The 14,725-nt window shown below is 62.9% G+C and carries 13 protein-coding genes; 9 read left to right on the top strand and 4 right to left on the bottom strand.

What is annotated here, in order from left to right; genetic code table 11:
* Nucleotides 1-285 precede the first annotated feature (285 nt).
* Nucleotides 286-2,658 carry a phosphoenolpyruvate synthase gene (gene ppsA, locus AB5Y47_RS01570; RefSeq protein WP_319872694.1) on the top strand — a complete coding sequence of 791 codons (2,373 nt, stop codon included), beginning with the start codon at nt 286-288 and terminating at the stop codon, nt 2,656-2,658.
* Between the two features lie 118 nt (nt 2,659-2,776).
* A complete protein-coding gene (modF, locus tag AB5Y47_RS01575) occupies nt 2,777-4,231 on the top strand; it encodes a molybdate ABC transporter ATP-binding protein ModF (protein WP_119197587.1) in 1,455 nt (484 codons plus the stop codon).
* Nucleotides 4,232-4,249: 18 nt separating this feature from the next.
* On the opposite strand, the gene AB5Y47_RS01580 is transcribed toward modF, so the two are convergent.
* Together AB5Y47_RS01580 and AB5Y47_RS01585 are read right to left on the bottom strand one after the other, a co-directional pair.
* A complete protein-coding gene (locus AB5Y47_RS01580; RefSeq protein WP_234927709.1) occupies nt 4,250-4,429 on the bottom strand; it encodes a hypothetical protein in 180 nt (59 codons plus the stop codon).
* Between the two features lie 17 nt (nt 4,430-4,446).
* Nucleotides 4,447-4,986, bottom strand: coding sequence for a hydrolase (locus tag AB5Y47_RS01585; protein ID WP_119197589.1), 540 nt, complete (start codon nt 4,984-4,986; stop codon nt 4,447-4,449).
* 220 nt (nt 4,987-5,206) lie between these two features.
* Here AB5Y47_RS01585 and AB5Y47_RS01590 point away from each other — a divergent pair, with 220 nt between their 5' ends.
* On the top strand, nt 5,207-5,404 hold the full coding sequence (locus tag AB5Y47_RS01590) for a hypothetical protein (RefSeq protein WP_010675148.1): 198 nt from the start codon (nt 5,207-5,209) through the stop codon (nt 5,402-5,404).
* Nucleotides 5,405-5,418: 14 nt separating this feature from the next.
* Here AB5Y47_RS01590 and AB5Y47_RS01595 read toward each other — a convergent pair whose 3' ends face one another.
* Nucleotides 5,419-5,655, bottom strand: coding sequence for a hypothetical protein (locus AB5Y47_RS01595; RefSeq protein ID WP_234932780.1), 237 nt, complete (start codon nt 5,653-5,655; stop codon nt 5,419-5,421).
* 558 nt (nt 5,656-6,213) lie between these two features.
* Here AB5Y47_RS01595 and AB5Y47_RS01600 point away from each other — a divergent pair.
* Entirely contained in the window at nt 6,214-7,035 is an 822-nt protein-coding gene (locus tag AB5Y47_RS01600) for a MetQ/NlpA family ABC transporter substrate-binding protein (RefSeq protein ID WP_010675145.1), read from the top strand.
* Between the two features lie 53 nt (nt 7,036-7,088).
* On the opposite strand, the gene AB5Y47_RS01605 is transcribed toward AB5Y47_RS01600, so the two are convergent.
* Nucleotides 7,089-7,811, bottom strand: a complete 723-nt coding sequence (locus tag AB5Y47_RS01605) for a phosphatase PAP2 family protein (RefSeq protein WP_029314731.1) — start codon at nt 7,809-7,811, stop codon at nt 7,089-7,091.
* 250 nt (nt 7,812-8,061) lie between these two features.
* Here AB5Y47_RS01605 and AB5Y47_RS01610 point away from each other — a divergent pair, with 250 nt between their 5' ends.
* From AB5Y47_RS01610 to accD, 5 genes are all read left to right on the top strand, one after another.
* Nucleotides 8,062-9,183, top strand: coding sequence for a 4-phosphoerythronate dehydrogenase (locus AB5Y47_RS01610; protein WP_202043521.1), 1,122 nt, complete (start codon nt 8,062-8,064; stop codon nt 9,181-9,183).
* A gap of 145 nt (nt 9,184-9,328) precedes the next feature.
* Nucleotides 9,329-10,345, top strand: coding sequence for an aspartate-semialdehyde dehydrogenase (locus tag AB5Y47_RS01615; protein WP_143237705.1), 1,017 nt, complete (start codon nt 9,329-9,331; stop codon nt 10,343-10,345).
* 293 nt (nt 10,346-10,638) lie between these two features.
* Nucleotides 10,639-12,765, top strand: coding sequence for a FimV/HubP family polar landmark protein (locus AB5Y47_RS01620; protein WP_368219680.1), 2,127 nt, complete (start codon nt 10,639-10,641; stop codon nt 12,763-12,765).
* A 166-nt stretch (nt 12,766-12,931) separates the two neighbouring features.
* A complete protein-coding gene (gene truA, locus AB5Y47_RS01625) occupies nt 12,932-13,741 on the top strand; it encodes a tRNA pseudouridine(38-40) synthase TruA (protein WP_041214976.1) in 810 nt (269 codons plus the stop codon).
* 119 nt (nt 13,742-13,860) lie between these two features.
* A complete protein-coding gene (gene accD / locus AB5Y47_RS01630; protein ID WP_010675139.1) occupies nt 13,861-14,724 on the top strand; it encodes an acetyl-CoA carboxylase, carboxyltransferase subunit beta in 864 nt (287 codons plus the stop codon).
* The last annotated feature ends 1 nt before the right edge of the window (nt 14,725 follow it).

Genomic DNA, 14,725 nt, shown 5'->3' on the forward strand with positions numbered 1-14,725 from the left:
CAGGGGGCGGCGAGAAATAAGTATCTCTCGAAACCATATCGTTTTTGTCAACAGATCTGCCATGCCCAAGTTGTGAACTCGCTTGCAAACCTGAGTCGTTACCTTTTTGTGTCGCTATTGTAGAATGCCTGTGTCAAACGACCATCCCCAACTCTTGCTCGGGGATTTTTTTGACAATAAATAGAAAACGTTTTCATGGTCGTTGGCAACAGACACTAACAAAAACACACGACTTGGCACAGCAGGTGAATTGTCACCCTGGCCCCCCAACCTGGAGACATGCAAATGCAACAGTACGTACTCTGGTACGAACAGCTCGGTATGCAGGACGTTGAACGCGTCGGCGGCAAGAATGCATCCCTTGGCGAGATGATCAGCAACCTCTCGGGGGCCGGCGTGTCCGTGCCGGGCGGGTTTGCGACCACGGCCTTTGCGTTTAACGAGTTTCTGGAGTTAAGCGGCCTCAACGGCAAGATCCATGACCTGCTCGACACTCTGGATGTGGATGACATCGCCGCCCTCAACCGGGCCGGTCAGCAGATCCGCGACTGGGTGGTGGAAGCGCCCTTCCAGCCCGCTCTGGAGCAGGCGGTGCGCGAGGCCTATGACAAGCTGAGCGCCGGGCTCGAGGCATCCTTTGCCGTGCGCTCCTCCGCCACCGCGGAAGACATGCCGGATGCGTCGTTTGCCGGTCAGCAGGAGACCTTCCTCAACGTGCGCGGTATCGATGCCGTCATGACTGCCATCAAGCATGTGTTTGCCTCTCTGTTCAACGATCGCGCCATCTCCTACCGGGTCCATCAGGGCTATGACCACAAGGGGGTCGCTCTCTCCGCCGGGGTGCAGCGCATGGTGCGCTCGGACCTCGCCGCCTCCGGCGTCATGTTCACCCTGGATACCGAATCCGGCTTCAACGACGTGGTCTTCATCACCGGCGCCCAGGGCCTGGGCGAGATGGTGGTGCAGGGGGCCGTCAACCCGGACGAGTTCTATGTGCACAAGCCGACCCTCAAGGCCGGGCGCCCCGCCGTGGTGCGCAAGACGCTGGGCTCCAAGCTCATCAAGATGACCTACTCCGGGGATGCCGGTCATGGCCGTCAGGTGAAGGTGGTCGACACCACCGATGCCGAGCGCAACCGCTTCTGCATCACGGACGAGGAAGTGATGGCCCTGGCAAAGCAGGCCCTCATCATCGAGCAGCACTACGGTCGCCCGATGGACATCGAGTGGGCCAAGGATGGTCAGGATGGCAAGCTCTACATCGTTCAGGCCCGTCCGGAAACCGTGCGTAGCCGCCAGGAAGCCAATACCCTCGAGCGCTTTGCCCTCAAGCAAACCGGCAAGGTGCTGATCGAGGGGCGCGCCATCGGCCACAAGATTGGCGCGGGTCCGGCCCGTGTCATCTCTTCCATCAGCCAGATGGATGAAGTGCAGCCCGGCGATGTGCTGGTCACCGACATGACGGATCCGGATTGGGAGCCCATCATGAAGCGCGCTTCCGCCATCGTCACCAACCGGGGTGGACGCACCTGTCACGCCGCCATCATCGCCCGGGAGCTTGGCATTCCGGCAGTGGTGGGTTGCGGCAACGCCACCGACCACATCCAGGATGGTCAGCTCATCACCGTCTCCTGTGCGGAAGGGGACACCGGCTTCATCTATGACGGCGAGCTCGACTTTGACGTGGCGGTGACCGAGGTGGGCAACATGCCGCGCCTGCCCATCAAGATCATGATGAACGTCGGCAATCCGGACCGCGCCTTCGATTTTGCCCAGTTGCCGAATGCCGGTGTGGGCCTGGCCCGCCTCGAGTTCATCATCAACCGCATGATCGGGGTCCACCCCAAGGCGCTGCTGGAGTTCGATCAGCAGACCCCGGAACTCCAGGCCACCATCACCAGGATGATCGCGGGCTACGAGAGCCCCAGGGAGTTCTACGTAGCCAAGCTGACGGAAGGGATCGCTACCCTGGCGGCCGCCTTCTGGCCTGAGCGGGTCATCGTGCGGATGTCGGACTTCAAGTCCAATGAGTACGCCAACCTGGTGGGGGGCCGTGGTTACGAACCCCATGAAGAGAACCCCATGATCGGTTTCCGTGGTGCGTCGCGCTACATCGCCGACAGCTTCCGCCCCTGCTTCGCCCTCGAGTGCGAGGCAATGAAACGGGTGCGGGATGTCATGGGGCTGACCAACGTCGAGGTGATGATCCCCTTCGTGCGTACCCTGGGTGAGGCGGAGCAGGTGGTGGAGATACTGGCTGAGAACGGCTTGCGCCGTGGCGAGCGCGGCCTGAAAGTCATCATGATGTGCGAGCTGCCTTCCAATGCGCTGCTGGCGGACAAATTCCTCGAGCACTTCGACGGCTTCTCCATCGGCTCCAATGACATGACCCAGTTAACCCTTGGGCTGGATCGGGACTCCGGGCTCATCGCCCACCTGTTCGACGAGCGCAACGAGGCGGTCAAGGCACTGCTGGCCATGGCCATCGCCGCCGCCCGCAAGGCGGGCAAGTACGTGGGGATCTGCGGCCAGGGGCCGTCCGATCACCCGGACTTCGCCGCCTGGCTGGTCGAGCAGGGGATCGATTCCGTGTCGCTCAACCCCGATACCGTGGTCGACACCTGGCTCTATCTGGCCGAGCAGCACAAGGCCGGCTAAACCCGTCCCCGCTTTTTGATGACACGGCGCCGCAATGGCGCCGTTTTTGTCTGCGCCCCCCTTTTTCTGTTACAAGGGGAATGCGCAAGGCGCTCCGCACCCATCACAGGACGATCCCATGACCTCATTGCAGTGGCAATCCGCCACCCTGGCCCTGCGTGGCCACCACACCCTGGTTATTCCCGAACTCTGTCTCACCCCGCAGGCCTGCTGGGCCTTCGTCGGCAGCAACGGCAGCGGCAAGACGGCGCTGGCGTCGGCCCTGTGCGGCGAGCTGGTCGTGCGTGCCGGAGCGGTATCGGGCCGAGTCCGGGCCGAGCGACTCTCGTTCGAGTCGCAGCAACAGCTGGGGGAGCTGGACTGGCAGCGGCGCAATACCGACATGCTGGGGGAAGAGGAGGAGGCGGGGTATCGGGTATCGACCCTGATGCTGGAGGCGGGGGGCGAGGAGCATGAGGCCCGCGCGCTGCTGGCCCGCTTTGGCATTGAATCCCTGTGGGATAGCCCCTATCGCTACCTCTCGAGCGGGGAGGGGCGCAAGCTGCTGTTGGCCCGGGCCCTGCTGGGGCGGCCCGAGCTGCTGGTGCTGGACGAACCCTTCGATGGCCTGGATCAGGGGGCCAGGGCTTCTTTGATGATGTTGCTGGCCGACCTGGTGTCAGAGGGGCTGCGCCTGGTGGTGATCGTCAACCGTTTTGACGAGATCCCGCCCTTTGCCACTCACCTCGGCCTGCTCGGCGAGTGTCGTCTGCTGCTGGCGGGGGAGCGCGAGGCGGTGCTCGGTAGCCAGGAGGTGGCCCAGCTGGCACGCGCCGAAACCACGTCCCCCCGTTTGCCGCCACCGCTGACGACACCCGAGCCCTTGCCTCCCGGCCCTCGGGTCGTCATGAAAGCCATGCGTATCGCTTACGGGGATCAGGTGATCATCGACGGGCTCGACTGGACCATTGACGAGGGGGAGCACTGGCAACTGGTGGGACCAAACGGCGCTGGAAAGTCGACCCTGCTCTCCCTCATCACCGGGGATCACCCGCAAGGTTACAACAATGAGCTCCATCTGTTCGGACGGCGGCGGGGCAGCGGCGAGAGCATCTGGGAGATCAAGCGCCACATCGGGCTCGTGAGCCCGGCGCTGCATCTGGACTATCGTGTCAGCTGCCCGGTGCAGACAGTGATCCTCTCCGGTTTCTACGACTCCATCGGGCTTTATACCCGGCCGGGAGATCGTCAGCTGGCGCTGGCCAACCAGTGGCTGGCCCTGCTGGGGCTGGCCGATCAGGGGGCGCAGCCTTTCCACACTCTCTCTTTCGGTCAGCAGCGACTGGTGCTGATCGCCCGTGCCCTGGTCAAACATCCGCCGCTGCTCATCCTGGACGAACCCCAGCAGGGACTGGATCCCCTCAACCGTCACCTGGTGCGGGAGATGGTGGCGCGCCTCGTGGGCGAGGGAACCCAGCTGCTGTTCGTTTCCCATCATGCCGATGATGCGCCCCCCGGTCTGACCCACAGGCTGAGCTTCGTGCCAAGGGAGGAGGGAGGATACGACTATCTGCAGGAGCGTCTGGGGAGCTGAGCCGCCCGGGCGGCATGGTCAGAGAGGGGGTGGTTCGGCGAGGAGCGGCGGCATATCCAGCAGCGTCCACCACAGCCCGAAGAAGAGCATGATCCCCAGCCAGAGCCAGGCAAGATAGTGACGGGTGGCGGCCATCCCCGTCACCGTCACCATGAATGCCGTCCCGAAGGCGATGAGGGCGAACAGAAAGGGCGCCATGTTGTCCATCATGGCGGTCATTTCACTAGGGAGAGGATCTGGCGAAATGCCGGATGGCGGCAGTCCCCCATCAGCTCATAGAGGCACATCTCCACCGACGTCAGCGCAGCTCCCCTGGCCGCAAGCTGGCCGATGGCGAGATCCCGGTTGGCGGCGCAGCGAGACGACACCGCATCCACCACCAGCGAGACCCGGGCGCCCCTGGCCAGAAGCCCCAGCACGCTCTGGTAGACGCAGATATGGGTCTCGATGCCACATACCAGCCAATGCTCTACCCCACTCTCGGCCAGCGCGGTCGCCACAGTGGGCTCCCCCAGGGCGCCGAAGCTGTATTTGGGCAGCACAAGATCGCCTGCCTGCAGCGACTGCAATTCGGGCACGGTGGCACCGAGCTTGTCCGGGTTCTGCTCCAGCCAGACAACCGGCAGCCCCAGCACCCTGGCCCCTTGCACCAGCCTGGCGGTATTGGCAATCAGGGCGTCGCTCTCCTCGACCAGGCGGGCCAGCTTGCCCTGAATATCGACCACCAGCAGGCCTGGGTGATGGTGTTTCTGCATTTTTTGTCTCCTTTCTCCGTTGCGGATGAGATACAGCGCCATCCTGGGAGCCATTCTCGCGTACATCTTGATACAAATTGTGAGCTGACCGACGGCGTGGCGGGCACTAGGATGCGCGTCATGGAGCCCGTTTTCTCAGTTGTGGTGTGCATGACAAGGGGCGACGCATCAACCCGCTACTGCGTAGTTGGACGATTTTCCATTAACGATGAGAAGTACCATGAAGAAGATAATCCTGTTCGTCTCCCTGGCTGGCCTTTTGGCCGGTTGCGCCAGCCCGGCACAACGCATGGCGGAATGCCAGGCGCAAGGGATCAGCAAGGACGCCTGCTACCAGGCCGAGCAAAACCGCCAGGCGTCCATCATGAACGCCGCCGAGAAGCAGGCCTTGGAGAACGCCAGCAAGGCGGTCAAATAATCCAACCCGACTCATTACGTGTACTTCTCAGGCCCTGGATTCACCGAATGCAGGGCCTTTTGCTGGGTGGCACAGTGCTGCGATGTGTTTGCGGCGTGTGAGGACTCAATGTAGGTCATCGCCTCGATGTTGCTGCCATCGGGATCGCGCAGGAAGGCGGCGTAGTAATTGGGGGCATAGTGGGGACGCAGTCCCGGCAACCCATTGCAGGCAAAGCCTGCCTTGATCCCCGCGTGATGGAACGCATCCACCTGTGTCGTGTCGTCGGCCCTGAATGCGAGATGGCAGGAAGCAGCCCTGCTGCCCCCGCTCAATCAGAAAGCCCACGTGATCGCGGCCCATCAGGCCAAAACCGGCCGCCGCCTCATCAGACCATTTGAGTTCTATCAAAAGAGGAGCCAGCACGGTGGCGTAGAAGTGCTGACAGGAGTCAAAACGCACCACCTTGATTTCTACATGATCGAACACGGTGACTCCTTGTGTTGCCTGGGTGTAGATCAGCCCATCAGGCCCTCATTGGAACTTGTGTAAATGGGTATCGAATGACCACAATAAGCCAGTTTGACGCCAGGCAGGGAGAGGGCAAGGCGCATAACTGCGCGCTCTGTCAAAGATTTTTCATCCAGTTGTGGGATGCGCTTTGCTTCGTGCTGGCCAAGCTTGCCCGGTTTTGTTGCTTGGCGAAGGCTACGAGCTCTGTTATGGTGTGCTCAGTTAGCCGTTTGGATGGCTAGATGGTTGTGCGCTGACTGCATGTTTGCGCCCCCGACCGCTCACCGTTTTGATGATCATGTTGACAGGGAGTTTTTATGCAACGTCGTTCCTTCTTCACCCTTTCCGCCCTGGCGTTGCTCGCCAGCAGCCTGCCTCTGTCCGCCTTTGCCATCGATGAGGCGAAGAAAGAGATCGTCATCGGCACCACGGTTGGCGACTTTGCCGACATGGTCACCGACGCCATCAAGCCGCAGCTCGAAGCCAAGGGCTACAAGGTCAAACTGGTGGAGTTCACCGATTACGTGACCCCCAATATCGCCCTGGCGGACGGGTCGCTTGACGTCAACTGCTTCCAGCACAAGCCCTATCTGGAGAGCTTCGCCAAAGACCGGGGTCTCTCTCTGGCGCCCATCACCCAGGTGCCGACCGGTCCCATGGGGCTCTACGCCGGCAAGCTGGGGGATCTGAAGGCGGTGAAAGAGGGAAGCACGGTCGCCATCCCGAACGATCCCACCAACCAGGCCCGAGCACTGCTGATGTTGCAGGATCTGGGCTGGCTGAGCCTCAAGGAGGGGATCAATCCCCTCAAGGCGAGCGAGTTCGACGTGGTGAAGAACCCCCACAACCTCAAGCTGGTGCTGCTGGAAGCGGCGCAGCTGCCGCGCTCCCGTGAGGATGTGGACTTCTCCGTCATCAACGGCAACTTTGCCGCCTCAAGCGGGATCCCGTTCAGCTCCGGCCTCTTCCTCGAGCGCAGCTATGACTTCATCAACTGGGTGGTGGTCAAGAGCGCCGATGCGGGCAAGCCGTTCGCCAAGGATGTGGCGGCGGCCTACAACTCCCCTGAATTCAAGGCTTATGCCGCCAAGCGCTTCGTCGGCTACAAGTATCCCGAGGGCTGGCAGCAGAAGGGGTGAGTAGCGTACAAGCGATAAAAACGGGCACCCAGGTGCCCGTTTTTTATTGGACGTCAGTAGTGGCGCAACCACCAGCGGGCGGCCAGGAGGGCGGTGAGGCTGCCAAGCAGGGCGCTTGCCAGCACATCCAGGGGCCAGTGCATGCCGATAAGGGTGCGCGAGAGGCCGATCCCGATGGCCCAGAGCGGCAGCAGCCAGGCCCCGGCGGGTGCCCGGGCCAGCCAGATCAGGCCGAAGAACTGGGCGAGGCTCATGGCGGCGATGCTGTGACCGGAGGGAAAGGCGTAGTTGACCTCTGCCTGCCAGTGCTGACCGAGCCAGGCGGGCAGCGCCAGCAACTGGGTCGCGGCGTGGACCTGTTCACTGCGAAGGGCCTGGCTTCCCCCATAGAACTGGCGGATGGCGGGGATCAGCTCCTGGCTCTCCAGCCAGATGAGGTAGGGCCTGGGCTCCTCGGTCAGCAGCTTGATGAGGCTCTTGATGACCCAGTCGCTCGCCAGCACGGCAAAGAGGGCGCCAGCCAGCGCCAGCAGGGCGCGACCGTCCAGCGTCAGCTTGTGTCTTGTGAGCAGCAGCAGGGCGGCGATGGTGAAGACCAGCCCCGGCAAGTCCACCATGCGGGTGAGGGCGTAGGGCCACCATAGCCAGCCCGATTGCAGGGCCTGGGTCATGAACGGCTGCCAGGGCAGGCAGACGAGCAGCAGCAGGGGGAGGAGCAGGAGGGCATTGAAATGAAGCACCTTGCGGCGTGGCAACGAAGAGGAGTGAGTCGGCATCAAGGGGTCCGGTTCGGTGGCGCGAGCGGCTAAAAAGAGGCGTCATTGTGCCAGTCAGGTTGCTCTGGTCAAGGCGAAGGGGGCGAGGGCAACAGGCTGTTACATATGATGCTGCCGGGCATCGTGCCCGCACCTGAGGCCGGGAGGCGGAAAGATGGCCGCAGAGCGGTCTGCCAACAAGCCTCTGAAAATCCGTCGCGTTTGGGCTAGAATGGCGCGCCTGTGGCCCTTGTGGACGAGATGCGTGCCGATGAAGATCGTCGTTGATGAAAATATGCCCCATGCGGTGGAGCTGTTTGCGGAATTTGGTGAAGTGGTTCCCCTGCCGGGACGAGAAATAAAGGCCGCGGATCTGCAAGAGGTGGATGTGCTGCTGGTGCGCTCCGTGACCCGGGTCAACGAAGCGCTCCTGGCAAGTTGCCCCAGGCTGGGGTTTGTCGGCACGGCCACCATCGGCACGGATCACATCGATCAGGGGCTGCTGGCGGCGCGGGGCATCCCCTTCTTCAGCGCCCCCGGCTGCAACAAGGTGTCGGTGGGGGACTACGTGCTCTCCGCCCTGCTGGTTCTGGCGGAACGCCATGAGCTGACCTTGAGCGAGATGAGCCTCGCCGTCATCGGTGCCGGCAACACCGGCGAGAGCGTGGCCGGCAAGGCCGAGGCGCTCGGGATGAAGGTGCTGCGCTGCGACCCGCCCCTGGCCCGTAGCGGCGCCGCTGGCGACTTCGTGGATTACCGCACTGCCCTGGATGCCGACATCGTCAGCTTCCATGTCCCCTATCTTCGTGAAGGGGATGAGGCCACCTTCCACCTGCTGGGAGCCGAGGAGATCGCCGAGCGTCCGGCCGGGCAGATCCTCATCAACGCCTCCCGCGGCGAGGTGTGGGACAACCGTGCCCTGCTTGTCCGCCAGCAGGGACCCCATCCCCTGCGACTGGTGATGGACGTGTGGGAAGGAGAGCCCGAGCCCCTCAATGAACTGGTGCCCCATACCGAGCTGGCCACCCCGCACATCGCCGGTTACAGCCTGGAAGGCAAGGCCCGTGGCACCTGGATGCTCTATGAGGCGCTGTGCCGGCAACTGGGGCGCACCCCGCGCCAGGATCTGCAATCCCTGCTGCCTGCCCCAGAGGTGCGCGAGCTGACGCCGGGGCAGCCGGCGGATCAGGCGCTCATCAAGCAGCTTGTCCACCTTGTTTATGACGTGCGCCGTGACGACGCCCGTTTTCGCAACCGGATCGGGCTGCCCGGCAGCTTCGATGAGCAGCGCAAGCGCTACCCCGAGCGGCGCGAACTTGGCGCCCTGCAACTGAAAGGGCCCTTCGCCGACGACAGATTGGCTCGACTGGGCTTTGCCGTCTCGGGGCAATAAACCCGATTTCAACAAGGGGAGGGGCTTGCCCAGGCGGCGCCACCCCCGGCCCGGCATCAGGCGGGCCTGTCATCAAACCGATACGCGTGCCAGCCGGGGCCCTCATGCCCGGCCCCGACGGGCCGCATCATAGGAGAACAGATCAGTGAGTCAGCAATTCAACGTAGCGGTATTGGGTGCCAGCGGCGCCGTGGGTCAGGCCATGATCGAGATCCTGGAGGAGCGCGCCTTCCCGGTAGCGACCCTCTATCCGCTCGCCTCCAGTCGCAGCGCTGGGGACACGGTGCGTTTTGGCGGCAAGAACGTCGACATCCTTGACGTGGAGGCCTTTGACTGGAGCCAGGTGGAGATCGCACTCTTCTCCGCCGGTGCCGAGGTCTCGGCCAAATGGGCGCCCATCGCCGCCGAGCACGGCTGCATCGTCATCGACAACACCTCCTGCTTCCGCTACGACGAGGACATTCCCCTGGTCATTCCGGAAGTGAACCCGGACGCGCTGGCCGATTTTCGCAACCGCAACATCATCGCCAACCCCAACTGCTCCACCATCCAGATGTTGGTGGCGCTCAAGCCCCTGCACGACGAGGTAGGCATCAGTCGCATCAACGTGGCGACCTACCAGTCCGTCTCCGGTTCCGGCAAGGAAGGGGTGAGCGAGCTGGCGGGCCAGACCGCCCACCTGCTCAACGGCCGTCCGGTGGAGCCGACCCTCTATCCGCAGCAGATCGCCTTCAACCTGATCCCGCAGATCGATGACTTCACCGACAACGGCTACACCCGGGAAGAGATGAAGATGGTGTGGGAGACCCAGAAAATCCTGGGGGATGCCAGCATCGCCGTGAACCCCACCTGCGTGCGGGTACCGGTCTTCTACGGTCACGCCGAGGCGGTCCATGTGGAGCTGCACCAGCCGCTGGACGCCGAACAGGTGAAAGAGCTGCTGCGCAATGCCCCGGGGGTGACCCTGTTTGATGATGAAGGGGACTACCCGACCCCGGTACGCGATGCCACCGGCCAGGATGATGTGATGGTCGGGCGGGTGCGCCAGGATATTTCTCATCCGAGTGGTATCAATATGTGGATCGTGGCCGATAACGTTCGTAAGGGCGCGGCGACCAACAGCGTGCAGATTGCAGAACTGCTGGTACGCGACTACCTCTGAGGCCGGATGTCGGCCCCGGGCGGGGAGGGAACCCCGCCTTGATGTGGGCGCCCTGGCCCCGGGATGTGACCGGGAACCCACTCTCCGGTTTTTGGAATACCGTGTGATATCAGTGGACTAGGTTTTTTTCTACACTCTGGTTCGCGTCTGGGGCTGCTTTCTGGTCGCCGCCGGGCGCGAAATATGTCGGATCGCTGGCTTGAGACCGGCGCCTGATTTATATTGAGCCGATTGTTTTGGGGTAACTATCCAGATTTTTCAATGTGATAGGGCCGTCATACGAAGGAACGAATATGGGACATTCCCGCATAACGCTGGCAACGCTACTCGCATTGGGGCTTCTGGGCACGGTTCAGGCCGAAGAGGGGGCGCGAGAACCCTTCTTTGTCGAACTCAAGGGACCGGATGGCTCACCGCCCCCCGCGGTGCAACCAGAGCCCCGGGCCCAGCCCGTGGCGCCCGTCACCCTGCCCAGAGCCCAGCCCATCGTGCGTCAGGTGCCTGCTGCGTCGGCTGGCAGTTATGGTCCCGTGCGTCCCACCGATACCCTCTGGAGTCTGGCGAGCAAGCATCGCCCGTCCAACCGGGTAAGTGTCTACCAGACCATGGTGGCCATCTATGACAAGAACCCCCGAAGCTTCGCAGACGGCAACATCAACCATATTCTGGTGGGTTCCCACATCCTGCTGCCCACCGCCGCAGAGGCGGGGCGCATCACGGATGCCGAAGCACGCCGTCGCTTCAACAGCGACAACGCGAGCTGGAAGGGGCTGAGCCCCAAATACCTGGCCAACAAGCAATCCCACGTCGCCCAGCCGGTGGTGAGCAAGCCTGCTCCGGCCAAGCCGGCTGTAGTGGCCAAGAATACACCGCCCAAGGCGGCGCCGATCCCGGCGGCACCCAAGGCGACGGCTCCTGCCCCCGAGGTGAAGGAGACCACCAAAGCGGTCGTCTCCACTCCCGTGGTGGTGAGCGGTGCTGCGAGCAGCGCCGACAGCACGGCGCCGGCGCCCCTGCCCGCCACTGCGGTGGGCAAACCTTCCACCGAGATGGCGCTGGCTCTGGAAGATGCCAACGCCCAGCTCGGCCAGGTCACCGAGATGAACCACAGGCTCAAGCTGCGCCTGCAAGCCCTGACCGAAGAGGTGGAAACCCTCAAGGCCCAGTTGCAGGATCAGACCGCCCTGCAAAAAGAGGTGGCGGAACTCAAGGCCAATCCGACGCCTCCCGTGGTGGCGCCGGTGCCCAAACAGAGCTGGCTGATGGAGCTGCTCTCTTCGCCGCTCAATCTCGCCATGATCATCCTGCTGCCGGTACTCCTGGTGCTTGCCCTGGTCACGCTCTGGCTGCGTGCTCGTGCCCGCCGCGAGCTGGAAGAGCAGGAGAAGAGCCTCTCCGAGTCGACCTCCATGGTCATGGGAGACGAGAACAGCGAGTTTGATCAGTTGATGACGGTGGGCATCGCGGATGACGAGCCCCTCCATGGCATGCCGGATCTCAACGAGCCGGAAGTGATCAGGAAGCAAGATGGCGCCAGTGCTGCCGCCGATGTCATCTTCCGGGATGACGAGACGGCGCTCTCCGCTTTTGATGTGGAGCCTGCGGTGACGACGGCGAACCGGGATCCGGATCTGGTGCCCGAGCTGGATCTGGCCCACGAGGGTGACTTCGATCTACCCGTGGTGCCGGAACTCGATCTCTCCGACGAGCCCAGCTCCTCTGCTCGTGGTCATGACGAGATCATGACCGAGGAGGAGCTGCAGGCCGCCCTGTTTGCCGAGCTGGACGCGGATCTGGAAGCGGATCTGGCCCAGGCCCAGGAGGAGAGCCGCAGCCAGCGTGACGAGACACTGGCCAACTTCGATCTGAGCGATCTAGAGACCGGGTTTGGCGAGCCGACCGACGATGAGCTTGCCGCCAAGGCGCCGCACATCGACGAGACGGGGTTTGGCAAGGACGATGTGGACGACATGCTGGCCGAGCTCGGGCTGGAGCCCACCAAGCTGGCGGCGTCCGAGTGGGATCCCAGCGAGCTGGCCCTGGCGGATTTCGAGGATGCCTTCGCCGAGGTGGAGTCCCATCAGGGGGAGGTGAAACCCCGCGAGCAGGTGCAAGACAGCGACTTCGTTGAAATCGACAAGCTGCTGGCCGATGCCGATGCCAGCAGCACGGAGCAGGAACCCTATCAGGGCTTCTCCCTGGATGTGGGGCTGGACGGTTTCCCCGAGGTGCTGCCGGAGTCCAACGGCTTTGATGTGGATGCCGATGACGGCGGGGTGGGGGCCAAGCTGGATCTGGCCCGGGCTTACCTCGAGATCGACGACAAGGAGAGCGCCCGCGAGCTGCTGGAAGAGGCGGTGGCCCAGGGCAGCGAGCACCAGCGCAGCGAGGCGCAGAAGCTGCTCAAACGCCTGGGCTAGGCAGGCGCTTGTCATCCATGCACCAGAGAGGGCAGCCCACGGGCTGCCCTCTCTCTTTGGGGGCCACGCACCGCGGCCTCGCCCGGTCTGGGACTTTTGAGCTCGAGCGCGTATAATCCGCCCCGTTTCTTTCACTGCATCCTTTCATCAGAAGACACCGTTACCCATGCGAATTGCCCTTGGTATTGAATATGACGGCAGCCGGTACTTCGGCTGGCAGCGCCAGCGCGAAGTGATCAGCGTCCAGGAGGAGCTGGAAAAAGCCCTCAGCCGCATCGCCAACCACCCCGTCTCCATCCAGTGTGCCGGTCGCACCGATGCGGGGGTGCATGCCACTGGCCAGGTGATCCACTTCGATACCGAGTCGAACCGCGCAGAAGGCGCCTGGACCCTGGGGCTCAACTCCAACCTGCCCCCAGACATCGCGGTGCGCTGGGTCAGGGAGGTGGACGAGCATTTCCATGCCCGCTTCAGCGCCACCGCCCGTCGCTACCGTTACGTCATCTACAACCACAACTACCGCCCGGCGATCCTGGGCCAAGGCGTCAGCCACTACCACGAAGCCATCGATGCGACGCTGATGCACCAGGCCGGCCAGAGCCTGCTGGGGGAGCACGACTTCAGCACCTTCCGGGCTGTCGCCTGTCAGTCCAACACCCCCTGGCGCAATGTGACCCACCTGTGTGTCAGCCGTTCCGGCCCCTACATCGTGCTCGACATCAAGGCCAACGCCTTCCTGCATCACATGGTGCGCAACATCACCGGCTCCCTGCTGCTGGTGGGGCAGGGGCTTCAACCGGTGGAGTGGATTGCCGAGGTGCTGGCGGCGAAGGATCGCAACCTGGCGGGCCCGACCGCCAAGGCGGGCGGCCTCTATCTGGTGGATGTGGATTACCCGGCCGAATTCGGGTTGCCCCGGCCGCCCCTCGGCCCGCTGTGGCTGCCGGACTCGGCACCGGGTACGACCAGTTTTTAGTAACTGGGCCCGAAAATTTGTGGTTTAATGATCCGTCGTTTATTGCCATCGAGCCGTTAAGTCATTGAACAATCAAGGCTCGATGTGTTTTGTCAGGCACAAATGCATTAAGGAATTCCATGAGCTGGCTTGAGAAGATCCTTCCCAAGAGCAAGATCACCACACCGCGTCGTCACAACATTCCGGAAGGGGTGTGGACCAAGTGTACTGCTTGCGAACAGGTGCTCTACCGGGCAGAGCTGGAGCGCAATCTCGAAGTGTGCCCCAAGTGTGACCATCATATGCGCATCAGCGCACGTGCCCGTCTCGAGAGCTTCCTCGACGCCGAGGGACGCAGCGAAGTCGCGGCCGAGCTGGAGCCGCAAGACATCCTGAAATTCAAGGATTCCAAGCGCTACAAGGATCGTTTGTCTGCCGCCCAGAAAGAGACGGGCGAGAAGGATGCGCTGGTGGTGATGAAGGGGACCCTCAAGGGGGTACCGGTCGTCGCCTGTTCATTCGAGTTCTCCTTCATCGGGGGCTCCATGTCCTCCGTGGTCGGTGCCCGCTTCGTGCGTGCCGTCGAGGAGAGCATCAAGGAGGGCCGCGGCCTGGTCTGCTTCTCCACCTCCGGTGGTGCGCGGATGCAGGAAGCCCTGTTCTCCCTGATGCAGATGGCGAAGACCAGTGCGGCCCTAGATCGCCTCACCAAGGCGGGCCTGCCCTTCATCTCCGTGCTGACCGACCCCACCATGGGTGGCGTTTCCGCGAGTCTGGCCATGCTGGGTGACATCAACGTAGGCGAACCCAAGGCGCTGATCGGCTTTGCCGGCCCCCGCGTCATCGAGCAGACCGTGCGCGAGAAACTGCCGGAAGGCTTCCAGCGCTCCGAGTTCCTGCTGGAGAAGGGTGCCATCGATCTCATCATCGACAGGCGCGAAATGCGCAACCGTCTGGCCGGTCTGCTGGCCAAGCTGATGAACACTCAGGTCATCGAAGACTGAA

The sequence above is a fragment of the Aeromonas sp. R7-2 genome (genome assembly GCF_040908105.1).
Classification (GTDB): Bacteria; Pseudomonadota; Gammaproteobacteria; order Enterobacterales; family Aeromonadaceae; genus Aeromonas; species Aeromonas caviae.

Bases quoted from the DNA above. Each gene is read 5' to 3' on its own strand.
- ppsA (WP_319872694.1), top strand. From the start codon at position 286: ATGCAACAGTACGTACTCTGGTACGAACAGCTCGGTATGCAGGACGTT.
- modF (WP_119197587.1), top strand. From the start codon at position 2,777: ATGACCTCATTGCAGTGGCAATCCGCCACCCTGGCCCTGCGTGGCCAC.
- AB5Y47_RS01580 (WP_234927709.1), bottom strand. From the start codon at position 4,429: ATGGCGCCCTTTCTGTTCGCCCTCATCGCCTTCGGGACGGCATTCATG.
- AB5Y47_RS01585 (WP_119197589.1), bottom strand. From the start codon at position 4,986: ATGCAGAAACACCATCACCCAGGCCTGCTGGTGGTCGATATTCAGGGC.
- AB5Y47_RS01590 (WP_010675148.1), top strand. From the start codon at position 5,207: ATGAAGAAGATAATCCTGTTCGTCTCCCTGGCTGGCCTTTTGGCCGGT.
- AB5Y47_RS01600 (WP_010675145.1), top strand. From the start codon at position 6,214: ATGCAACGTCGTTCCTTCTTCACCCTTTCCGCCCTGGCGTTGCTCGCC.
- AB5Y47_RS01605 (WP_029314731.1), bottom strand. From the start codon at position 7,811: ATGCCGACTCACTCCTCTTCGTTGCCACGCCGCAAGGTGCTTCATTTC.
- AB5Y47_RS01610 (WP_202043521.1), top strand. From the start codon at position 8,062: ATGAAGATCGTCGTTGATGAAAATATGCCCCATGCGGTGGAGCTGTTT.
- AB5Y47_RS01620 (WP_368219680.1), top strand. From the start codon at position 10,639: ATGGGACATTCCCGCATAACGCTGGCAACGCTACTCGCATTGGGGCTT.
- truA (WP_041214976.1), top strand. From the start codon at position 12,932: ATGCGAATTGCCCTTGGTATTGAATATGACGGCAGCCGGTACTTCGGC.
- accD (WP_010675139.1), top strand. From the start codon at position 13,861: ATGAGCTGGCTTGAGAAGATCCTTCCCAAGAGCAAGATCACCACACCG.